The sequence below is a fragment of the Ruegeria sp. CDSC085 genome (genome assembly GCF_059610465.1).
The window spans coordinates 249,130-270,638 of record NZ_JBXWNR010000005.1 but is presented as its reverse complement, the minus strand read 5'-3'; the positions used below and the strand labels follow the sequence as shown (position 1 = coordinate 270,638).

Annotated in this window: 17 protein-coding genes and 1 pseudogene; 7 read left to right on the top strand and 11 right to left on the bottom strand. The window is 56.6% G+C overall.

Features of this window, described 5'->3' with window-relative positions; all coding sequences use genetic code 11:
- Window positions 1-123 precede the first annotated feature (123 nt).
- Genes AC2FJB_RS10600 through AC2FJB_RS10585 form a run of 4 tightly spaced genes read left to right on the top strand, consistent with a single transcriptional unit; the run spans window position 124 to window position 6,369 of the window.
- On the top strand, window positions 124-3,231 hold the full coding sequence (locus tag AC2FJB_RS10600; protein ID WP_496718299.1) for an ABC transporter transmembrane domain-containing protein: 3,108 nt from the start codon (window positions 124-126) through the stop codon (window positions 3,229-3,231).
- On the top strand, window positions 3,224-4,108 hold the full coding sequence (locus AC2FJB_RS10595) for a CPBP family intramembrane glutamic endopeptidase (protein WP_496718298.1): 885 nt from the start codon (window positions 3,224-3,226) through the stop codon (window positions 4,106-4,108). The genes AC2FJB_RS10600 and AC2FJB_RS10595 overlap by 8 nt, the downstream gene beginning before the upstream one ends.
- A gap of 60 nt (window positions 4,109-4,168) precedes the next feature.
- Complete coding sequence (gene accD, locus AC2FJB_RS10590; protein ID WP_496718297.1) at window positions 4,169-5,098, top strand: acetyl-CoA carboxylase, carboxyltransferase subunit beta; 930 nt, start codon at window positions 4,169-4,171, stop codon at window positions 5,096-5,098.
- Entirely contained in the window at window positions 5,095-6,369 is a 1,275-nt protein-coding gene (locus tag AC2FJB_RS10585) for a bifunctional folylpolyglutamate synthase/dihydrofolate synthase (protein ID WP_496718296.1), read from the top strand. Before accD ends, AC2FJB_RS10585 begins: the two co-directional genes overlap by 4 nt.
- Before the next feature lie 62 nt (window positions 6,370-6,431).
- Here the strand turns inward: AC2FJB_RS10585 and zapE are convergent, their stop codons facing one another.
- Window positions 6,432-7,499: a cell division protein ZapE gene (gene zapE / locus AC2FJB_RS10580; RefSeq protein ID WP_496670532.1), complete on the bottom strand. Its 1,068-nt coding sequence runs from the start codon at window positions 7,497-7,499 to the stop codon at window positions 6,432-6,434.
- 148 nt (window positions 7,500-7,647) lie between these two features.
- Between zapE and AC2FJB_RS10575 the strand changes: the two genes are divergently transcribed.
- Window positions 7,648-8,883 carry an MFS transporter gene (locus AC2FJB_RS10575; protein ID WP_496718295.1) on the top strand — a complete coding sequence of 412 codons (1,236 nt, stop codon included), beginning with the start codon at window positions 7,648-7,650 and terminating at the stop codon, window positions 8,881-8,883.
- Between the two features lie 45 nt (window positions 8,884-8,928).
- On the opposite strand, the gene AC2FJB_RS10570 is transcribed toward AC2FJB_RS10575, so the two are convergent.
- The 6 genes from AC2FJB_RS10570 to AC2FJB_RS10545 form a co-directional block, all read right to left on the bottom strand.
- Window positions 8,929-10,968: a bifunctional aldolase/short-chain dehydrogenase gene (locus tag AC2FJB_RS10570; RefSeq protein WP_496718294.1), complete on the bottom strand. Its 2,040-nt coding sequence runs from the start codon at window positions 10,966-10,968 to the stop codon at window positions 8,929-8,931.
- Window positions 10,969-11,043: 75 nt separating this feature from the next.
- Window positions 11,044-12,138, bottom strand: coding sequence for an S-methyl-5-thioribose-1-phosphate isomerase (gene mtnA, locus AC2FJB_RS10565; protein ID WP_496718293.1), 1,095 nt, complete (start codon window positions 12,136-12,138; stop codon window positions 11,044-11,046).
- A 121-nt stretch (window positions 12,139-12,259) separates the two neighbouring features.
- Window positions 12,260-12,715: a YaiI/YqxD family protein gene (locus AC2FJB_RS10560; protein WP_496718292.1), complete on the bottom strand. Its 456-nt coding sequence runs from the start codon at window positions 12,713-12,715 to the stop codon at window positions 12,260-12,262.
- Entirely contained in the window at window positions 12,712-14,169 is a 1,458-nt protein-coding gene (gene sthA / locus AC2FJB_RS10555; RefSeq protein ID WP_299637081.1) for a Si-specific NAD(P)(+) transhydrogenase, read from the bottom strand. Before sthA ends, AC2FJB_RS10560 begins: the two co-directional genes overlap by 4 nt.
- A 3-nt stretch (window positions 14,170-14,172) precedes the next feature.
- Window positions 14,173-15,006: an S-formylglutathione hydrolase gene (gene fghA, locus AC2FJB_RS10550; RefSeq protein WP_117873139.1), complete on the bottom strand. Its 834-nt coding sequence runs from the start codon at window positions 15,004-15,006 to the stop codon at window positions 14,173-14,175.
- A gap of 102 nt (window positions 15,007-15,108) precedes the next feature.
- Window positions 15,109-16,038 carry an AEC family transporter gene (locus tag AC2FJB_RS10545; RefSeq protein ID WP_496718291.1) on the bottom strand — a complete coding sequence of 310 codons (930 nt, stop codon included), beginning with the start codon at window positions 16,036-16,038 and terminating at the stop codon, window positions 15,109-15,111.
- A gap of 146 nt (window positions 16,039-16,184) precedes the next feature.
- On the opposite strand from AC2FJB_RS10545, the gene AC2FJB_RS10540 reads away from it, so the two are divergent.
- Window positions 16,185-16,802 (top strand): TetR/AcrR family transcriptional regulator, encoded by a 618-nt coding sequence (locus AC2FJB_RS10540; protein ID WP_117873141.1) that lies wholly within the window; start codon window positions 16,185-16,187, stop codon window positions 16,800-16,802.
- Between the two features lie 487 nt (window positions 16,803-17,289).
- On the opposite strand, the pseudogene AC2FJB_RS10535 reads toward AC2FJB_RS10540, so the two are convergent.
- The 4 genes and pseudogenes from AC2FJB_RS10535 to AC2FJB_RS10520 form a co-directional block, all read right to left on the bottom strand.
- Window positions 17,290-17,502: pseudogene (locus AC2FJB_RS10535) on the bottom strand (IS3 family transposase); the annotation flags it as partial.
- A gap of 46 nt (window positions 17,503-17,548) precedes the next feature.
- The gene (locus AC2FJB_RS10530) at window positions 17,549-17,683 is read right to left on the bottom strand and encodes a hypothetical protein (protein WP_496718290.1); all 135 of its coding nucleotides are present in this window, start codon (window positions 17,681-17,683) and stop codon (window positions 17,549-17,551) included.
- A gap of 388 nt (window positions 17,684-18,071) precedes the next feature.
- Complete coding sequence (gene hutC, locus AC2FJB_RS10525) at window positions 18,072-18,773, bottom strand: histidine utilization transcriptional repressor HutC (RefSeq protein WP_117873142.1); 702 nt, start codon at window positions 18,771-18,773, stop codon at window positions 18,072-18,074.
- A 78-nt stretch (window positions 18,774-18,851) separates the two neighbouring features.
- The gene (locus tag AC2FJB_RS10520) at window positions 18,852-20,213 is read right to left on the bottom strand and encodes a formimidoylglutamate deiminase (RefSeq protein WP_496718289.1); all 1,362 of its coding nucleotides are present in this window, start codon (window positions 20,211-20,213) and stop codon (window positions 18,852-18,854) included.
- 82 nt (window positions 20,214-20,295) lie between these two features.
- On the opposite strand from AC2FJB_RS10520, the gene hutI reads away from it, so the two are divergent.
- Window positions 20,296-21,507 (top strand): imidazolonepropionase, encoded by a 1,212-nt coding sequence (hutI, locus tag AC2FJB_RS10515; RefSeq protein ID WP_496718288.1) that lies wholly within the window; start codon window positions 20,296-20,298, stop codon window positions 21,505-21,507.
- Window positions 21,508-21,509 lie beyond the last annotated feature (2 nt).

Genomic DNA, 21,509 nt, shown 5'->3' with positions numbered 1-21,509 from the left:
GTGTTGGATATGAACTGGTCTATTCTTGCAATACACAGGGTCAGTGCTTACCGTCTGGTACCTGCAAAGTGGGTCACCCCAAAAACAGCCACGCAACAGTTTAGCTCATGACAAGGCCAGGTTATGGAGTCCACTTTATTTGCCTTCATTTGGAAACATTCGAAGAAACAGCAACTTGTTCTTCTTCTGCTGACAGTCTTGTCGTTCCCGTTTCTTTATGCCTCGCTGGAATTGCCCAAACAAATCATCAACGACGCAATCGGCGCGCCGGGTGACACGGTAACCATCTGGAATTTCACCGTGACGCAGGTGCAGTATCTGATGATACTGTGCATTGCATTCCTGGCGACGGTGATCGCAAGTGGTGTGATGAAGATGCGCATCAACACGATGAAGGGCATCCTTGCGGAACGCATGCTGCGGCGCCTGCGTTATACGTTGATCCAGCGCTCGATGCGGTTTCCGAAATCCTATTTCGCGACCACCAGCCAGGGTGAGCTGGTATCGATGATCACATCCGAGGCCGAACCGATGGGCGGCCTGATGGGGGATGCCATCGCACAGCCGGTTTTTCAGTTCGGCCAGATGATGACGATCGTCACATTCCTGTTCATGCAAAGTGTTTGGTTCGGACTTGCCAGTATCGCGCTGATCCCGCTTCAGGCCTGGCTGATCCCCAAGCTTCAGCGGCAGATCAATCTTCTGAACAAGGACCGCATTCAGGAAGTTCGACGTCTGAGCTCGGAGATCGGCGAAACTGCGGCGGGTATCAGCGATCTGCGTACCAATGGCGGTTGGCGCTATCGCCTGGCGCAATTCAGCCATCGGTTGGGGACCCTGTTCGAGATCCGCTTCAAGATCTACAACAAAAAATTCTTCATGAAGTTCCTCAACAATCTGATTACTCAGATAACGCCCTTTCTGTTTTATTCAGTGGGTGGATATCTGGCGATTACCGGTGAGGTGACCGTAGGCGCTCTGGTTGCTGCATTGGGTGCCTACAAGGATCTGAGCGGCCCATGGAAGGATCTGCTGACCTATTACAACCAGGTGCAGGACATGTCTTTGCGGTGGGAGATCGTCACCGAGAGATTTGCTCCGGATAACATGATACCGGAAGAGCTGTTCGAGGGTGAACCTGAAACCATCCCGCGTCTGACTGGCGATATCGAGCTGCGAAATGTGACGGTCCGCGATATTGATGGTAAAACCGTTCTAGAAGATCTCGATCTGACCATTCCACGTGGCGCGCGTGTCGCGATTCAGTCTTCACACGCGTCGGAGCGTAGTGCGTTGGGGCAGCTCCTGACACGTGAAGTGTTACCGGTGCAGGGCGAGGTGATCATGGCCGGACACAATCTACGTGGCCTGCATCAGTCCGTCATTGCGGCCCGGATCGGCTATGCCTATTCGCGCCCGTACCTGTTTGACGGGACGTTGGGCGATAACCTCATGATGCCCTTGCGGACGCACCCACGTCATGAAGCAGAAACGCTCAAAGCCCCGACACGGTGGCAGATCGAAGCTGTTCGTGCAGGCAATTCACCGGATTCTCTGGGCGATGAATGGATTGATCCGGGTCTCGCTGGCCTTGACGATATCGAAGACATACGTGACTGGTGGTTCCAGCTAGTGGAAGCGATGGGCATTGATGAGTTCATGTTCCGCCGCACATTGCGTACGCAGTTTGACCCCGAAATTCACCCGGTTCTGGCACAGGAAGTGGTCAATCTACGAGGGACAATCGCCAAGCGCCTGGCGGAAAAGGGGCTTGACCGCTATGTGTACCGGTTTGACCCCGATCGCTTCAACCCGGCAGTTCCGCTGGGCGGCAACCTGTTGTTCGCGGCACCATCCAGGGACATATCTCCGGACATTCTGGCAGGTGACGAACGGTTCGTTCAGATGCTCAGCGCCCATGATCTGGCTGACGACGTGATTAGTATCTCTCAGGCCGTTATGGATACGCTCAGCAAGACCTTCGGGAGGGACGGAGCGGATCACCCGCTTTTCCTAAGGCTTGGTATGTCCAAGGACATGTATCACAACTTGCTGGATATCGAAGAACGGCGCAAAGCCAAAGGTGATATGGCTGTGAGCGATCAGGAGCGTGCATTGCTATTGACGGTGCCGTTCCTGTTGACGGCAGAACAGATCGGCCCGGACTTTCCGGACGAGTACAAGGAAAAGATTCTTGCCATTCGCAAAAGTCAGGCCAAGCGGCTGCGGGATGCGATGGGTGGTATGTTCATAACGGTTGCGCCGGATATCTATGTGCCACGCCTGACAGTATTGGAAAATGCGATCTACGGCCGGGTGTCTTTGATGGCAGGTGCACATGCAGACGACATAGAAGACGTCGTGGCCGAAGCCATGAACGAAGCCGGCTTGCGACGCCGGGCAGCGGCCATCATTTATGATCTGCCAACGGGTCTGGGCGGGAACAATCTGCCGACCGTCTTTCAGGAACGTGCCGCTTTCTCTCGCGCCGGTATCAAGCGTCCTGACATCCTGATTTTGGATAAGGCTCTGGCAAGTCACGATTCTGAAAGCCGACTGCGCACCCGCCTGAAGCTACGGGAGTTGCTGCCGGATTCCATTATGATCTTTATGGAAGATCACTTTGCACATCCCGAAGCTTATGATTTGTTTGTGGAAATCAAAGAAGGTCGTATCGACGGAGTATCACGCACTTCTTCAACAAAAGAAGACAGCACTTCGGACGACCTGAGCCGAAAGCTTGAAATCCTATCCGCCACCGAGTTGTTTTCCGGCGTGGACGGTCGCAACCAGCGACTGCTGGCCTTCTCAGCGCAATGGTACGAGGCGGCAGCTGGGCAAGTCATCTTCTCGCGTGGTCAGGCACCGGACGCGGCGTATCTGTGCATCTCAGGTCGGGCCAGACTGGACTGGCCTGCGGATGATGGAACAAAACGCCCAATCTCGATCATCGAGCCCGGGCGTCTGATCGGTGATCTATCCATCATTACAGGAGAACCCAGACAACTGGATCTGGTCGCCATCGAAGACTGTAGTTTCCTGCGTATCGGTGCAGAGGAACTGCGTGCCGTGGTCGAAAGCGACGCTTCGGTTGCAACACAATTGCTGCAGACTGTCGCGGGGTATCTGACTACGCTGTCCACAAGAATCAACGCAGCACAGAACCCTGAGGAGCTGCTCCCTGCCATTGCGGATCAGGTGACTCCGGAAAGCACGGATAAAAATGCCTAAAGCATATACCGCTCATAGCAATTTGGTCGAAACGGCACGCGCCAAACCGGAAATCTGGCGCCTGTTGCTGGGGCTCTTGCTGGTTGCAGTGCTGGTCAGCGTTCTGAATATCGTGTTTTTTACCGTGATCGCCGGGATGGGGCCGGAAAGCTGGGCGCAGACGCTTTTGATGGGCAGTTCACCCCTCGCGCTGCTGTTGCTGTTGGCCAGTTTCGGTTTCATCATTCTAGGCGTGGCAGTCGCCGCGCGGCAAGTTCAGCAAAGGTCTTTGGCGTCTATCATCGGCGGGTACCGATTGGCAGCGGGGCAATTCCTGAAAGTGTTGAAAGCACTTCTTATTTTGGGTGTGGTCGGGTTCTCGCTGCCGCCTTATGGCTTCGGCGGGTCTCTATCGCAGAACCTGCCATTGTCGACCTGGCTTCTTCTGTTGCCGGTTTCGGCGTTGGTTGTTCTGGTACAGACCAGCGCCGAAGAACTATTGTTCAGGGGGTATATCCAGCAAACTCTGGCAGCCAGATTCCAATCTCCTGTTATCTGGATGGGGGTACCCTCCATCCTGTTTGCCGTTGGACATTACACGCCCGACATGGCTGGCGACAATGCGCTGCTGATTGCGCTATGGGCTTGCGTTTTTGGTCTGTTGACGTCGGACCTGACGGCCCGGGCTGGAACACTGGGACCTGCTATTGCGTTGCATTTTTTCAACAACATCATTGCGTTGCTGTTCATCTCGTTGCCTGACAACCTGAACGGGCTGGCCCTGTTTACCCTTCCGTTCGACGCATCTGACGCCGAGCAGCTTCGTCCCTGGCTTCTGGTGGACCTGGCTGTGATGTTCGTTTGCTGGCTGGCCGCGCGACTTGCGCTCAGGCGTTGATTGCAATTCCTTCCGTGGCGTCCTATTTGACGTCAACACCGCACAAGCCAAGGTTCCGACATGAACTGGATCACAAACTACGTCCGCCCCCGGATCAACTCGATCTTCTCACGCCGCGAAGTGCCCGAAAACCTCTGGCACAAATGCGACGAATGCGGAACGATGCTGTTCCATCGCGAGTTGGCGGAAAACCAGAATGTCTGCACACAGTGTGACCACCATATGGCGATCACGCCGCGTGAACGGTTCAAGCACTTGTTTGACGGCGGAGTCTTTGCCGAGGTTGAGGTGCCCACCCCAAAAGACGACCCGTTGCAATTCCGCGATCAGAAGAAATATCCCGACCGCATGAAAGCAGCGCAGAAAAAGACCGGCGAAAAGGAAGCCATGCTGGTCGCCTTGGGTGAAATTGGCCGCACCCCAATCGTGGCCGCAGCCCAGGACTTTTCGTTCATGGGCGGATCGATGGGGATGTATATCGGCAACGCGATCATCTCTGCCGCGCAGGAAGCGGTAAAACTCAAGCGTCCTCTGATCCTTTTCTCGGCTGCCGGTGGGGCCCGTATGCAGGAAGGCATCCTCAGCCTGATGCAGATGCCGCGCACCACTGTGGCAGTTGAGATGCTGAAAGAAGCCAACCTGCCATATATCGTTGTTCTGACTCATCCGACGACTGGCGGGGTCACTGCATCTTATGCGATGCTGGGCGATGTCCACATCTCGGAACCCAATGCGCTGATCTGCTTTGCCGGACCTCGCGTGATCGAGCAGACGATTCGCGAAAAACTACCCGAAGGCTTTCAGCGCGCCGAATACCTGCTGGATCACGGTATGCTGGACCGTGTCACCAAACGTACCGAATTGCGTGACGAGTTGATCACCATCACGCGCATGCTGATGAAGCTGCACCCTGCGATCAAGGGTGATCTACCCGCACCGGAACCAGCCGACGCAATCGAGGCCCCAGTGGAAGAGACAGATCCGAAATGACGGCCAAGACGTCTGACGCCATCCTCGACCGGATGATGGCGCTGCATCCCAAGATCATTGATCTGACCTTGGACCGCGTTTGGCGTTTGCTGGCGGCGCTGGACAATCCTCAAATCAAACTGCCGCCGGTCGTTCATATTGCCGGCACCAACGGCAAGGGCTCGACTCAGGCGATGATCAGAGCGGGGCTTGAGGGGGCAGGACGCTCGGTACACGCTTATACCTCGCCGCACCTGGCACGATTTCATGAACGCATCCGATTGGCCGGAGAGCTGATCTCGGAAACAGAACTGACGGCGGTTCTGGATGAATGCTACGCTGCCAACGGCGGCGAAAACATCACCTATTTTGAGATCACCACATGTGCTGCCCTGCTGGCCTTTGCCCGTGCCAAAGCAGATTACACACTGCTCGAGGTCGGGCTGGGCGGGCGTCTGGACGCTACAAACGTGATCGAAAACCCGACCGTCACAGTTATTACACCCGTATCCATCGATCATGAACAATTCCTGGGTGATACCTTGGGCAAGGTCGCGGCGGAAAAAGCGGGTATCATCAAGCCCGGCGTTCCGTGCATTGTCGGCCCACAACAGGACGAAGCGCTTGAGGTCATCGAGTACACCGCCGCCCGTTTGGGTGCGCCTTTGCTGGTCCATGGGCAGCACTGGCACGTGCAGGAAGAAAACGGGCGCCTGATCTATCAGGACGAAACAGGTTTACGCGATGTGCCTCTGCCCAACCTTCTGGGCGCGCACCAGGTTCAGAACGCCGGCGCAGCGTTGGCAGTTCTACGTCATCTGGACATGGGCGACAACGCATACGAAGCCGCTGTCACCAAAGCCGAATGGCCGGCACGCATGCAGCGTCTGAAATCCGGCCCGCTCGTAGATCAGGCCCCGCAGGCCGAGCTTTGGCTGGACGGTGGTCATAACGCCGCCGCAGGTGTCGCGTTGGCGGATGTGTTGGCGAATCTGCCACCAAAACCGACGCACATGATTTGCGGCATGCTCAACACCAAGGATGTGACCGGGTATCTCGCACCTCTTGCTGAGAAGGCCGCAAGCCTTACAGCCGTCTCCATTCCGGGCGAAGCGGCGACGCTTAGTGCAGAAGAAACCGCTGCGGCTGCGACCAAGGTCAACCTGCCCGCATCCACCGCAGACAGCGTAGCGGACGCATTGAAAGTGATCACGGACAATGACCCGCAGGCGCGTGTTCTGATCTGCGGTTCGCTTTATCTGGCCGGAAAAATTCTGCAAGAAAACGCGTAGGCGCGTTCCAGCCTCTTGATTTGGCTGACATAGTCTTGGGTGGGTCAGGCGATACGGGCGGATCAGCGCCCAAGTTGCCCCCAATCCTGATCCTGCATTTCCCGCAGGCGCGATGCGGTGCGTTCAAACTCGAATGTCCCTTCGCCTTCGACATACAGCATCTCGGGTTCGGCCGCGGCCGAGCAGATCAATCGCACCCTGGCTTCGTAGAGCGCATCGATCAGGGTGACAAAACGCTTGGCCTCGTTGAAATTGTTCCGCGACAGGCGCGGGATATCCTCAAGCACCAGCACCTTCACTTCTTCCGCAATCGCCAGATAATCCCCCGGTCCCAGCATGCGCCCACACAGGTCATAAAATGAAGCCCGGGCCACTCCGTTGCGAAAGGCTGGCAGTTCAACGGCACGGCCTTTGACTTGCAATACAAGCGGTTCTGCGGGTCCACCGGCAAGATCTGTCCAGACCTCTCTGATTTTCTGCCGGGCTTCTGGGCCAATCGGTGTGAAGTAGACCGGGGCACCCTCCAACCTGTTTTGCCGGTAATCCGTGGGTGACACCAATTCCCACACCTGCGACTGCTCTTTGATATGGGCGATGAAAGGCAGGAACAGCTGCCGGTTCAGCCCATCCTTGTACAGATCGTCGGGATGCCTGTTCGACGTGGTTACAACGACTACGCCGCCCTCGTGCAGCAAGTCAAACAGCCGCCCGACAATCATTGCGTCCGTAATGTCGGTGATCTGCATTTCGTCAAATGCGAGCAAGCGAACTGAATTGACCACCTCCTTCGCCACTGGTGCCAGGGCATCCTCTACATTTTGTTGTCGTGCCTTGTGCATTCCAGCATGGATTTCCTGCATGAAAGCATGAAAATGCACACGCCGTGCCGGGATGTCGCCCAGCGTATCGACGAACATATCCATCAGCATCGATTTTCCACGCCCGACACCGCCCCATAGATACAGTCCTCTGGGGGGCGGAGGTGCCTTGCGGAAGAACCCGCGTTTGACCGGCTCGGACAAAGCGGCTCGGATACGTTCGAATTGAGGCAGAACGGCCTCTTGCGCGTCGTCGCGTGTCAGGGTTCCATCCGCGATGCGGGCCTCGTAGAGCGAAATTAGATCCGTCATGAATCTGAGCCTTACCCGTCACCTCGCCCGTTGAAAAGAAGCCATTTTTGGCGAAACATCAATTTTGTATATCCGTGACCGCAAATCTGCTGAATTGACGCTGACACCAAAACTAATACGGTCCTTCGGACGCAATGCCTGAGGTCCAATGCCCCAATACGCCCGCTTGTTGAATCCGATCCTGATTGTTGGATGCATCATCGTCACGGTCAGTTTCGCCGTGCGCGCCTCTTTCGGCTTATTCCAGATTCCGATAGCGGTTGAGTTCGGCTGGCTGCGGACCGATTTCTCAATGGCGATTGCAATTCAGAACCTGGCTTGGGGTATCGGACAGCCGATCTTTGCCGCTATTGCCGAAAAGGTAGGCGACCGACGAGCCATCATTCTTGGCGCTCTCACCTACGCGGCCGGCATGGTGCTGACAGCGTGGTCTGTCACACCGTTCGAACATCAGATGTATGCGTGGCTGGTGGGTTTCGGTATCGCCGGGACCGGGTTTGGTGTGGTTCTGGCGGTCGTCGGTCGCGCGTCTGCCGACGAAAACCGGTCCATGTCGCTTGCCATCGTTACCGCCGCGGGCAGCTTTGGGCAGGTTGTGGGGGCGCCAACGGCGGAATGGCTGCTGTCATTCTTGCCATGGCAGCACGTCTTTGTCGTGTTCGCCGTGGCGATTCTTGCGCTTGTGTTGACCTTGCCCTTTATGCGCGCACCACAGACGATCTCGAAGGCTGCGCTGGAAGAAAGCATGAGCGAGATACTGGGCAAGGCGTTCCGCGATCCTTCCTACGCTCTCATTTTTCTGGGGTTTTTCAGCTGCGGATATCAACTGGGCTTCATCACCGCGCATTTCCCGGCTTTCGTAACCGAGATGTGCGGGCCAATCCAGCCCGGAGGTGTACTGCATTCCATCGGTATCACCTCCACATCGGCGCTTGGAGCGGTGTCGATTTCATTGATCGGTCTGGCCAATATCGGCGGTACGCTTCTAGCAGGTTGGGCCGGCAATCACTTTCCCAAGAAATACCTTCTGGCCGCAGTCTATACGTGCCGGACGATTGCCGCGGCATTGTTCATCCTGTTCCCGATCACACCACTTACGGTCATCGTATTCTCGTTGATGATGGGATCGCTTTGGCTGGCTACCGTGCCGCTGACTTCAGGTCTCGTCGCGCATCTTTACGGTCTGCGCTATATGGGCACGCTCTATGGTTTTATCTTCCTGAGCCACCAGATCGGCAGCTTCCTGGGCGTCTGGCTTGGCGGTCGCATGTATGACCAGTATGGCGACTACAACATGGTTTGGTGGATCGGAGTCGCGATCGGTGCCTTCAGCGCGATAGTACACCTGCCGATCCGTGAAGACCGATCCGCAGTTCCTGCCTGAGGCACATCGGTACACCACAGGCAGGGAACCAATCGGGCAAAGGCGTTACCGAAGTTCGGCTTCGGTGTTGCCGCCATCCACCGTCACGACATGACCGGTGGTGCGTTCCATCAGCGCCAATGCAACAAAGGCATTTGCGACGTGCTTTGCCTCGACTTCGCGGCCCAGCAGGTTGCCTGACATATAGGTCTCCTCGGAAACGCCACGTGCGGCAGCGCGTTCCTGAATGAACCCATCCGTCAGCAGGCCAGACCGAATTCGGTCTGCATTCACCCCATTCACACGGACTCCATATTCGGCCAATTCAAGCGTCAACTGGCGCAACAGAAACAGGGTGGCGGCTTTTGGCGTACCATAGGCCCCCATGTTCCGGCCCGGGTTGATCGCCTGTTTCGAGATATTGAACAGGATCTGACCGCCGCGGCCCTGAGCTTGCATAACTCGGGCAGCCTGTATCGCAAATGCCTTGTGCGCGAAGAAATTCAGTTCAAAAGCAGCACGGAATTCCTCTTCGCCAAGATCCAGCAATGCGCCCGAGGTCGCGGCCCCGGCATTTGACACCATTACATCGAGCCCACCAAACCGGTGTATCACCGCGGCTATTGCGGCATCCGCGGCGCCTCTTTCGGTTACGTCGCAAGTGTATGTCGAATGCCATGTGCCAAGGGTCGATTTGGCCTCGGCCAACGCGCCTTCATCCCGGTCCACCAGAACGACATTTGCACCGGCATCGGCAAAGGCCTTGGCTGTCGCCAGGCCTATCGCCCCTGCACCGCCAGTCACCATCACGATCTTACCCTGAAGCGGAGGTGGTGAGCTCTTGCCCAGCTTCGCCTGTTCCAGCGACCAGTATTCACAATCAAAGCGATCTTTTTCATTGATAGGGAAAAACCCGCCCGCGTCTTCGCCCACTGATCGGACTCGCAGGTTTTGCTCCGCAAGATCCGCCGCTGTCGAGGCAGCCTTCGCGTTTGGGCCTATTCCAATGATCCCAACGCCCTCGATCCAAGCATGCTTGGGGTCTTGGGACAGCAGTTTCTTGGGCTCGTCGGCCTGCGGGGCCTGCCGTTCAAAATATTCCTGATAGTCTTTGGCAAACTCTGCGACCTTCGCCTTGATCCGCGCCCGGCCCCCAGACAAATCCGATGCTCGCAATATAAGCGGGCAGCCTTTTGTCCGTAATACATGATCCGGCGACGCCATGCCCCGCTGGGCCAGTGTATCAATGTCCGGACGATCAAAAAACCGCATCACTTCCGGCCCGTTGCGAAGGTCAAAAACCGGCATCGGGTCATCCCGTTGAGCCGCCACTTCGGCGATGACCCCGCGCAGGATCGGCAATACCTCAAGATTCTCAGCCGGATCGCGACGGCCAATTGTCGTCAGGTCCTTCATTCCGAAATAGGCAGCAACCTCGTTGGTATGCGCCACGATCCGGTCATAGCTTTCCTGCGCCGTCGCGCCGAACGTAAAATGCCCGTGCTGAAGCAGCAGAAGCCCTTCGACATTCGGGTTTTCGTCAAACACCTCGGCCGCCTTTTTGGCCAGCCCGAAGCCAGGCATGATATAGGGCACAATGCCCAATCGGTCGCCAAAAATCTCGCGGCAGACATCCTTGGCATTTGGCAGATTGGCGAGCACCAGAAAGGGTGTCGCGTGCGTGTGATCCACATATTTATGCGGCAGAAATGCATGCAACAGTGTTTCCACAGAGGGGTTCGGTGAACCCGAGTCCAACAGATTGGCGCGCTGAACATTGACCATCTGCGCGTCTGACAGATGGTCCAATGCGCGCAGTTTCATCAAAGGATCAAGCCACACACCTGGCAGGCCCGGCGCCTCGATGCTGTCCAGATCCCACCCAGATCCCTTGACATGCAGAACGCGCTGCGGATCGCCGAACAGATCAGGGCGTTCCAGCTTGACCGACGTGTTGCCTCCTCCGTGCATCAGGAGGTCCGGGTTCTGACCGATCAGCCGCGAGGTATAGACACGTTCGCCCAGCTCCTGATCTGCGGGATCTGTTCCGGCCCGATCCCGCCATTTCCGTGCCTCGTCGGCCCTGTACCAGTTTTCAATCATCATTCATTCTCAGCAAGTTAAGCGGGTGCATGATCCGCATGGGCGATTGCACAATTCAGGACTGTGCTAAACAAAGTGTTAACCAGCCCGTTCGGGAAACAACCGGGCAAGCCCGTCGGCAGAAGCCTCGCTGACGCCGCGCTCGGTGATAAGCCCCGTCACCAGCCGGTTTGGGGTGACATCAAAGGCAGGATTGCCACCTTCCGTGCCATCCGGCGTCACGCGTACATCCGAGATACTCCCCTGCTCATCAACCCCCATGACATGAGTGACTTCCCTGGCATCACGTTCCTCGATCGGGATTTCAGCCACACCGTCGCGAACGGTCCAGTCAATCGTGGGTGAGGGCAGGGCGACATAAAATGGCACACCGTTGTCCCGCGCAGCCAAAGCTTTCAGATAAGTCCCGATCTTGTTGCAAACATCACCTTGGGCCGTGGTTCGGTCCGTGCCCGTAATCACCAAATCAACCAGGCCGTGCTGCATCAAATGACCGCCGGCATTGTCCACGATGTAACGGTGGGGAATGCCATGTTCGCCCAATTCCCAGGATGTCAGCGCGCCCTGGTTGCGCGGTCTGGTTTCATCCACCCAGACGTGCAGGGGGATGCCCGCGTCATGCGCGTGATACATCGGGCTTGTGGCCGTGCCCCAATCCACAGTCGCCAGCCATCCCGCGTTGCAATGAGTCAACAACCGTACCGGCTCACCGGCGGGTTTTCGGGCGGCGATATCCTTGATCAGTTCCAACCCGTGGCGGCCGATTGCGGCGTTGATCTCGACATCTTCGTCTGCAATCTCCTGCGCCAGCGACCAGGCGCGCTCGGCACGATCACCCGGAGCAAGCGGCATCAGCGCTTCTCGGCATCTGTCCAATGCCCAGCGCAGGTTGATTGCCGTGGGTCGGGTTGCATGCAAAACGTCATACGCGGCGTCAAAGGAGGCTTCGGAGCTGTCCCGAGACATCTGCTCGGCAATTCCAAACGCAGCGGTCGCGCCAATCAAAGGTGCGCCCCTGACCCACATATCCCGTATCGCAGCTGCAAATTCATCAAGCGTTTTCAGGGTCACGACCCGAAAATCATGCGGCAACCACCTTTGGTCGATGATCCGGACCTCGCCTGCCGGTTTGTCCCACCAAATAGACCGATAATGGGTGCCTTGTACTTTCATAACGCAGTCTCCGTATTCGAAAAGCCTGATCGGAATTCAAGCACAGGGTGCGTTCTAATGAGGTACTTGTAAACGGGCGTTTCGGAATTCGGGTCAGTATTTGATCGGGCAAAAGGAAAGATCATCCCTTTCTGGCAGCACGTATTTCCCGTTCCAGGGCGTCCAGAAACCGCGAGCGGTCGGTCTTGCCGAAGGGCCGCCCGCCGCCGCCGGTTCCCAACGGATTGGCTGCGCGCAGATCGGCCATCAAATCACGCATGGCCAGTTGCTGACCAATATTCGCCGCCGTGAAGGTTTCACCGTTCGGGCGCAGCACGCGTGCGCCCGCTTCGACGCATTTTGCAGCCAAAGGAATGTCGGACGTAATGACGACATCCCCCGCTCCACAACGTTCGGCAATCCATTTGTCGGCCTCATCGGCGCCGTCGGAAACGACAATGACCTGCACCAGCGGGTTGGCCGATGGTCGAAGCCCGCCATTGGACACCAGCGCCATCGGCACTTTGTGCCGGGTCGCGACCCGTTCGGCCTCGGCTTTTACAGGGCAGGCATCGCCATCGACATAAAGCGTCGTCACGCCTTCTTCGCCTCTTTCTTTGCCGGTTCCGCTGGTTTCTTTTTGACCTTGAATTCCTCGGGTATGGGCATGCGGTTGAACGCATCCAGGCCCGCGATTTTATATGCTTCGGCAAGTGTCGGGTAGTTGAACGTGTTCTGAACGAAGTAGTCCACCGTACCTTTCAGGTTTAGCACGGCCTGCGCGATGTGAATCAGTTCAGTCGCGCCTTCACCGACGATCTGGACACCCAGCACCCTGCGGGTCTTGAGCGAGAACAGCATTTTCAACATGCCGTGTTCCAGCCCCATGATATGCCCGCGTGACGTCTCGCGGAATCGCGCGACACCGACCTCGTAGGGGATGTTGCGCTCCTGCAATTCTTCTTCCGACATTCCGCAGGTTGATATTTCGGGCACTGAATAGATGCCGTACGGATACCACGGGCTTTCCGGCAGCGTGGGCGTTTCAAGCGCGTGACAGGCAGCCACGCGCCCCTGTTGCAAAGAGGTCGATGCCAGCGACGGATGTCCGATCACATCGCCCGTGGCATAGATATGCGGCACAGCCGTTTGATAGGTCTTGCGGTCGACCTTGATCCGGTTGCGATGGTCCGTCTCCAGCCCGACGGCATCCAGATTGAGTTTGGACGTCGCCCCCATGCGTCCGGCCGCAAACAGAAGCATTTCAGCACGAACGTGGCGACCGTTGTCGAGGGTCACTTCCACATGCTCGCCGGCGTCTTCAATCTTCTCGACAGCCGAGCCCAAACGCAGGTCGACACCGTTTTCCCGGATCTGATGCGTAAAGTCGTGGATCAACCGGCTGTCGATGAAATCCAGAAACGTGTCGCGGGGTTCAATCAGCGTGACGCGCACGTCTAGGGCTGAAAACATCGTGGCATATTCCACACCAATGACCCCGGCACCGATGACAACCAGCGAGCGCGGAATCTCTGCCATTTCCAGAAATTCGTCACCATCCACCACCGTCTTGCCGTTGAACGGAACATAATCCGGGCGATAGGTTTTCGTGCCTGTCGCAATCAGGAACTTCGCGGCCGTCACGCGCGTTGTTTCTCCGGCATCGGTTGCGACTTCTACTTCGTGCGGTCCGACAAACCTGGCCAGACCGTCCAGAGTTTCGACGTGGTTCCGGTTGAACTGATGCTCCAACACGTCGACCTCGTGGTCGAGGGTCATATGCAGTCGGGCTTTCAGATCCTCTGCCCGGATCTGATCCTTTACCCGGTATGAACGCCCGTAAAAGCTGCGTTCGCGCCAGCCCGACAGGTTCAGCACCGTTTCGCGCAGGGTCTTGGACGGAATTGTACCGGTATGGACAGAGACGCCACCAAAACGGTCTTTGCGGTCGATGACCAGCACGCGCCGTTTCAGTTTGCCCGCCTGAATTGCCGCAGAACGCCCAGAAGGCCCTGACCCTATGATGATCAGGTCGTAATCGTATTTGTTCATCCCTCAGTCTCCGTACAGTGCCTCGGCATGGAAGATGATGTGATCTTCCATAAACGTGGACACAAAGAAGTACGAATGATCGTAACCCGGCTGGAAGCGATATGTCGCTTGCTGGCGACGTTCGGCGATGGCTTGCGCCAACGCTTCGGGACGCAGAAGATCCATGAACTGATCGTTTGCACCGGTGTCGATCAGGATCGGACCGTCGAAACCGGATTTCTTCATCAACAAAGACGCATCGTGTTTTGCCCAAAGCGCTTCGTCGTCACCGAGATAGGCGCTCAGCTGTTTGCGGCCCCAATCCGCTCCGGTCGGGTTCGAGATCGGCGCAAAGGCTGACACCGAACGGAAGCGTCCGGGCAGGTCCATGGCAAGTGTCAGGGCGCCGTGCCCCCCCATGGAATGGCCCGTAATGGCCTGGCGTTCGCTGTCGATGGCGAAGTTTTCGAACAGCAGGGCGGGCAGCTCTTCGGCAACATAGTCCCACATCCGGAAATGCGGCGCCCAAGGTTCCTGTGTCGCGTTCACATAGAAACCTGCGCCCTGACCCAGATCGTAATCTTCATGATCCGCGACGCCTTCACCGCGCGGCGACGTATCCGGAAACATCACGGCGATCCCTTGTTCCGCAGCCCACGCCTGAGCCCCGGCTTTGGTCATCGCGTTTTCATGGGTGCAGGTCAATCCCGACAAATACCAAAGAACCGGAACCGGCCCGTCCTTAGCCTCGGCTGGAAGAAACAGGCCAAAAGTCATGTCACACTTGCACGACGAGGAGGCGTGGCGGTACACGCCCTGCACACCGCCAAAACAGGCATTTTCCGAAAGGGTTTCCATCAGGCACCGTCCTTATTTTAGAGTTGCAACATGGCTAACGATCAGCAGACCCGGCGTAAAGTCTGCGCGCCTTCGTTGAGAGATTTTTTCGAAAGGTGAAAGTCAGAATGCGCCCATCCAGGCGATCACCATTGGCACGGTGAGAATACTGCCGATTGTGGATAGAAGGATTGCGGCTGACGCGCGATGCGGGGCGATTCCATAATGCGCGGCCAGCATGTAAACATTGCCCGCAACAGGCAAAGCGGCTGCTGCGATGGCAACAGTTGCCGGGAAAATATCAATCGGTATCAGCCAAATCAGAGCAACCGCAACGCAGGCCGGGTGGATCACCAGTTTGCAAAAGCTTAACCAAGCGGCGATCTGGACACGTTCAGCCGACTTGCGAGCCAACGATGCGCCAATAGCGAACAATGCTCCGGGAGTTGCGGCACCACCGAGAATGGTCAGAAAATCGCCAAGAGGTTCAGGGACAGGTATTTGCAGCCAGGACCAGACGAGGCCGGCTGAGATGGATACGATCATGGGATTCCTGACCAAACCCATTCCGATCAGCTTGAACGTGGCCGGAGTCAGCTTTCCGTCACGGCCGCCATTGATCAAGATCACGATAAGGGATGAAAACACCACCAAATCGACGGTCAGGACCAGCATCACGGGCCCAATCGCAGCCTGAGAGAACAAAAGAGCAAGCATGGGAAGTCCCAGAAACCCGACATTGCCGATGGCCGCGCACTGAGCTTCGACCGCGGCGGTCGGAATATCGAGCCCACGCAGCCACGCGACGACCGTCGCCAGCACATATACAATCACGGTTCCCAGCAGATATCCAAGGATGAGCCGGGCATTGAAAATCTCGGCAAAGGGTAGGGTGGCTGCAAAGCGAAACAGCATCGCCGAAAGCGCAAAATAAAAGACGAACTTGGTCAGATATGCCGTGGCTTCAGCCGTGAAAAACCGTGTGCGCCCCGCCCAAAAGCCCAGGCCGATAATCGCGAAAAACGGAAGGGTGCGCAAAAAGATGTCGAGCATGGGCCAAGTCCTAGCACGGTTTGAACTCGCTGCAAGTACCCGACATCAAAGCAAATGCACCGTCGGATTCGCTGAAGTATCCGAGAATCGTTGTATCTAAACCGAACGGTTTATAAGCTGGTGTAGTTATCGATCAAGGAGACGACATGACCCAGACCGCCACCATCCTGCGCACCGGCCGAAAATTCGACCAGGTTCTGCGCGGGGCCCGAGAGGTTTTCATGGCGGACGGGTTTGAAGGTGCAAGTGTAGATGACATTGCCCGCGCGGCTGGCGTGTCAAAAGCAACGCTATACAGCTACTTCCCTGATAAGCGCCTTTTGTTCATGGAAGTTGCCCAAACAGAATGCTGCCTGATGGCCGAGCGGGTCATCTCGATGATCGACGAAACCAAACCTGCTCGTGAAGTGCTTCAGATCACGGCGACACAGCTGACCAGTTTTCTTGTGTCAGATTTCGCGCAACAGGTATTCAGGATCTGCGTTGCCGAACGCGACAGGTTCCCCGAACTAGGTCGCGCTTTCTATGAGGCTGGGCCACAAAATGGTCAGCGACAGATGGCCGAGTACCTGGAAAAGGCCGTGGCCAAAGGCGAATTGGCCATTGAAGATGTACATATCGCCGCCGAGCAATTTTCCGAACTGTGCAAAGTGCGGATCTGGACCCGGGCGGCTTTTGGCATTCAGAACACTTTCACCCAGGATGAAATAGATCAGGTCGCCGCTCAGGCCGTTGACATGTTTCTTGCTCGTTATGGGGTGTAACCCACCAAAGGGATGGCCCGCGCCCGGAACAGGGGCGCAGACCATCGCTCACACACTAAAACACTCGATACACAACAGTTTAAAGCTATAAGTCTTGTAAAACCGTTTACTCGATAAACGTTTGGGCCAGACACTCGCTGATAGGTTGTACCGGATAAGCAATCACTGCGCGTTCGCCTGTGCTTACGAACAACTCTGCGGGCATACCGGGGACCAACCCCAAAGCCGCCACAGCAACGGATTGCTTTTCATCCACTTCGACCCGGGCTTTTGAAAGATCCCGCAGGTATGTTCACTTTCCAATGCGTTAGCCGAGATATCAAAGATAACACCTCGGGCCTCGGGCACATCGGCCTGCGCGAAAGGGGACAAACTGACCTGCCCCAGAAACGTCCCTCGTTCTGATGTAGTGTTTGTTTAGCTTTGGAAGGCGCAAATGAATGCGAAAAGCTGTTTCACGAAAGCCCGGATCATTGGGATGGAACCGTCACGCTTTCGTGCCGCTCCGATTGCTTGCTATTGCAGCCATTGCATCGAAGGCCAAAGGGCTTTTCCAGCCGAGGGCCGAGTGCCTGCGTCGTGGATTGTAGAAGCCGTTGAAATATTCGAAGATTGCGATCTCGGTGTCTCTACACGTTTTCCAGGATTGCTGCCACAACAACTCAGCTTTGATCGCCTTGAAGAAGGTTTCGACCATTGCCCGGCAGGCTCATGTATAGCATTCTTTCCAGAGGCGGGCGGCGTTATCATAGCAGTTTCTGGTTCTGGCTGAGCGGAGGATCGCGGTAGGCGCGATACCCTCTTGGACTGACATCCATGATCTGGCACAGCCGCTCGACAGGGAGGATGTCGGAGGTCTTGACGATGAAAGCAAACCTCATCTGCTTTACTCCGCAAAGAACTGGGTGGCAATTTTAGCTCCTCTCCTTCTTAAGCATGCGGTTCTCTTTCCGCAGTTCCGCGACCTCGCGCTCGAGATCAGACTGGGCGGACGGCTTCTCAGGATTGCGCCGATCCTGGTGGATCAAACGGCTCAGCGTCGAGAAGCCAATACCAAAATCTGTTGCAACCTGCTTTCGCGGCAGGCCGCTGGTTAACCTTACCCGCACTGCCTCCGCGCAAAACCCCGGGACAGGACCAGATAGACTGGCTTTAGGATCGAAATGTCATCTTTCGGAAGGGTCAAAGGGGCTATGACGGCAGTAAGGAAGGTGTGTTCGAAACAGTAAGGTTTTTCACCACCATCAAAACCTGTTCGGCGCGTTGGTCTCAATACGTGGTGCGCATCTGGTATCCCTGATGGAAAGTCATGCGCACGAATGTAACCGGATCGCTGCGAAACCAGGTCGTGCGTTCCAATCGAAACAACGGTGTGCCGGGCGGTACCGCCAGGAACTCCTGTAAATGCCCTGTTGCCGGGACGGCCGAGAAGGCAATTTCAGCGTTTGAAAACGGCACCTCGGACAGCAGCCATTCATTCGGCCCGGTGGTCAGGAAATCTTCGTTGAGAACCTGAGGCACGGTGCTGACGTTGATCCAGCGTTCCTCGAACTGAAACGGACGGTTGTCGGCGTGGTGCATACATTGCAAATGGACGACCTGCGCGCCTTCGGGAATGCTCAGCTTTGCCTGTAACCACGCGGGGCAGTCGATCAGTGTTCGGCTGACCAAAGCATAGCGGTATTCGGCATTCATTTCTTCTATTGTCTGCCGAACGACAGTGATTGGCAGCTTCGCCTGCTTTACCGGCGTGGTCACAACACGCGTGCCACCCTTACGTTTGCGGGTGACAATGCCCTGTTCGGCAAGTTCCCGCAGCGCCCGATTGACCGTCGCCCGTGCTACGCCGAACTCGGCTGCCAATTCCATCTCGGTGGGCAACAGACTTCCCTGCGGCCAGACTCGGGTTTGAATGCGGTTCACGACTTCGTCCCGAATGTCCTGAAAGCCGAGGTGTTTTTGATCGGTCACGTGGTGTTCATCCAATTACGTACAAACATATTGGTATTATGAAGCCAATTTTGTCAGCCCGTAAAGGGAACAGCAAACTCAAAGCCTCAGTATGAGATCAGCCATAGCCCGCCGATAGTCAAATACGATTCGATCCCGTGCAATATGACGGCCCTGGCGTACCTGATGGCGGCCCGCCGACCACAGATCGGTCACTACGTGATCCTTCGCGGCAAAGACCAACCCGTCGAGCAACTGTTCAGGACGCAGGGCACAAAGCGCGGGATCCTGACTGTCAATGGCAACAAGATCCGCCAGCATCCCTTCTGCGATCTGACCCGCTGCGCGCGCCAGGGCTTGCGCGCCACCCAAAGCCGCATTGCAATAAAGTGTCTGTCCAACCGAACCGTCCCCGTCGACCAGAACATTGCGCGACAGGTCTCGCAGGCGTTGTGAGTACTCCAGCGTTCGCAGTTCCTCTGTCATCGAAATCAAAATGTTTGAATCCGACCCAACTCCGAAACGACCGCCGGCTTCAAGATAGACAACTCCGTTGAAAGGGCCATCGCCCAAATTGGCCTCGGTGATCGGGCAAAGCCCCGCGACCGCGCCGGTTGCCGCCATATCTCGGGTTTCCCTTTCGGTCATATGAGTGGCGTGGATGAGGCACCAGCGATTGTTTACCTCTGCATTGTTCAAGAGCCATTCCACCGGGCGTGCGCCCAGACTCTCGTGAACCTGCGCTACCTCTTTGGGCTGTTCCGCGATGTGAATGTGGACAGGTCCTGTCGTTTTGGCTTCCGAAACCCGGGCAAGATCTTGTGGTGACGTCGCGCGTAAGGAATGCGGGGCAATGCCTATCTGACAGTCATCCGGCAGATCGCCCAGTGCCGCTTGCGCTTGCTCGACCAGCGCCAGATAGCGGTCCACATCATTGCCAAATCGTTGCTGTCCCGATTCCAACGGTTGCTCGCCGACCCCTGCATAAGAATAAAGTACGGGCAGATGCGTCAGTCCGATTCCAGACTCGGCCGAAGCAGCCATGATCCGCTGGGACAGCTCTGCAAGATTGCCATAAGGTGTGCCGTCTGGCTGGTGATGCAAATAATGGAATTCACCAACCGAGGCATAGCCGGCTTCCTGAATCTCCATATAGACCAGTGCGGCAATCGCCTGTACCTGATTGGGCGTCAGGTGCGCGGTGAATCGGTACATTAGTTCCCGCCACGTCCAGAAGCTGTCGCGCCCGGCCTTTCGATATTCAGTCATCCCCGCCATCGCGCGCTGAAATGCGTGGCTGTGCAGATTGGCCAATGCGGGCAGCAAAGTGTCGACGCGCGTATCGCCATCTTGCGTCGTCGCGCCCTTCTGCAACGACGTTATCAGACCTTCCTTGATTTCGACCCGCAGGTTCGAAGCCCAACCGGTGCTCAATAATGCGCGATTAGCGAAGATAGCCATTTTCCACCTCATTTTATGCATAGACATATAATTGATAGAAATGTACTAGAAAAGAAGGAAATGCACGGAGGTTGCGAGTCACATGCAGACGCAAACGCGGGTTTTGACCGATCTTGACGCCGCAACGATGACCGAAGGCAGCACACCATACGGTTTGGTTCCAGATGCCGCGATCGCGTTGCAGGACGGGCGCATCGCATGGATCGGAGCTGTCGCTGACCTTCCTTCACGATTCGCCGACCAGCCGCGGACTCGACTCGGTGGACGCCTGGTTACGCCTGGGTTGATCGATTGCCACACTCACGTGGTTCATGGTGGTCATCGCGCCGTAGAGTTCGAAATGCGCCTGAATGGGGCGAGCTATGAAGAGGTTGCTCGCACTGGGGGTGGAATCATCTCGACCGTAAAGTCCACGCGCGCGGCTGACGTGGAGGAGTTGGTCGCACAAGCATTGCCGCGTGTGGACGCGATGCTGGCTGAAGGGGTATCGGTCATCGAAGTGAAGTCTGGTTACGGGTTGGATGACAAGACTGAATTGAACATGTTGCGCGCGGCTCGGGCGTTGCCGGATCATCGTCCCGTCCGTGTTCTGACCAGCTTTTTGGGGGCTCATGCGGTGCCTCAGGACTATAAGGGCAGGGCATCGGACTACATTCATCAGCTGTGCATTCCCACGCTTCGCGCCGCTCATGCCGGGGGATTGGTCGATGCAGTCGATGCCTTCTGCGAAGGCATCGCCTTTCAACCGGAAGAGCTGATCCCGCTTTTTGATGTCGCGACAGAGCTTGGCCTGCCGATTAAGATCCACGCCGAACAATTGTCGAATTTGGGCGGCGCAAAACTGGCTGCCGGATACGGCGCGTTGTCGGCAGATCATTTAGAATATCTTGATGAAGCAGGTGTTCAGGCCATGGCACAGGCCGGTACCGTCGGCGTCATTCTGCCGGGTGCGTTCTACACTCTTCGCGAAACCCAGGCACCGCCGATTGACTTGTTGCGCCGGCACGGTGTGCCCATGGCGCTTGCAACGGATTGCAACCCCGGCTCGGCGCCGATGACCTCGGTGCTGCTTGCGTTGAACATGGGCTGTACCCTGTTTCGCATGACGCCAGAGGAAGCCCTTAAGGGCGTGACGACCCACGCTGCCCGCGCTCTCGGCATGGCTGACTGCGGACAGATTTCAGTCGGGCATCGCGCCGATCTGGCGGTTTGGAATGTCGAACACCCTGCGGAACTGGCCTATCGCATCGGCTTCAACCCTCTTCATACCCGCATATTCGGAGGCTCACTTTGACG

What these genes read in the sequence shown, in the direction of transcription:
- AC2FJB_RS10600 (WP_496718299.1), top strand. Translation starts at nt 124, where the DNA reads ATGGAGTCCACTTTATTTGCCTTCATTTGGAAACATTCGAAGAAACAG.
- AC2FJB_RS10595 (WP_496718298.1), top strand. Translation starts at nt 3,224, where the DNA reads ATGCCTAAAGCATATACCGCTCATAGCAATTTGGTCGAAACGGCACGC.
- accD (WP_496718297.1), top strand. Translation starts at nt 4,169, where the DNA reads ATGAACTGGATCACAAACTACGTCCGCCCCCGGATCAACTCGATCTTC.
- AC2FJB_RS10585 (WP_496718296.1), top strand. Translation starts at nt 5,095, where the DNA reads ATGACGGCCAAGACGTCTGACGCCATCCTCGACCGGATGATGGCGCTG.
- zapE (WP_496670532.1), bottom strand. Translation starts at nt 7,499, where the DNA reads ATGACGGATCTAATTTCGCTCTACGAGGCCCGCATCGCGGATGGAACC.
- AC2FJB_RS10575 (WP_496718295.1), top strand. Translation starts at nt 7,648, where the DNA reads ATGCCCCAATACGCCCGCTTGTTGAATCCGATCCTGATTGTTGGATGC.
- AC2FJB_RS10570 (WP_496718294.1), bottom strand. Translation starts at nt 10,968, where the DNA reads ATGATGATTGAAAACTGGTACAGGGCCGACGAGGCACGGAAATGGCGG.
- mtnA (WP_496718293.1), bottom strand. Translation starts at nt 12,138, where the DNA reads ATGAAAGTACAAGGCACCCATTATCGGTCTATTTGGTGGGACAAACCG.
- sthA (WP_299637081.1), bottom strand. Translation starts at nt 14,169, where the DNA reads ATGAACAAATACGATTACGACCTGATCATCATAGGGTCAGGGCCTTCT.
- fghA (WP_117873139.1), bottom strand. Translation starts at nt 15,006, where the DNA reads ATGGAAACCCTTTCGGAAAATGCCTGTTTTGGCGGTGTGCAGGGCGTG.
- AC2FJB_RS10545 (WP_496718291.1), bottom strand. Translation starts at nt 16,038, where the DNA reads ATGCTCGACATCTTTTTGCGCACCCTTCCGTTTTTCGCGATTATCGGC.
- AC2FJB_RS10540 (WP_117873141.1), top strand. Translation starts at nt 16,185, where the DNA reads ATGACCCAGACCGCCACCATCCTGCGCACCGGCCGAAAATTCGACCAG.
- AC2FJB_RS10530 (WP_496718290.1), bottom strand. Translation starts at nt 17,683, where the DNA reads ATGAGGTTTGCTTTCATCGTCAAGACCTCCGACATCCTCCCTGTCGAG.
- AC2FJB_RS10520 (WP_496718289.1), bottom strand. Translation starts at nt 20,213, where the DNA reads ATGGCTATCTTCGCTAATCGCGCATTATTGAGCACCGGTTGGGCTTCG.
- hutI (WP_496718288.1), top strand. Translation starts at nt 20,296, where the DNA reads ATGCAGACGCAAACGCGGGTTTTGACCGATCTTGACGCCGCAACGATG.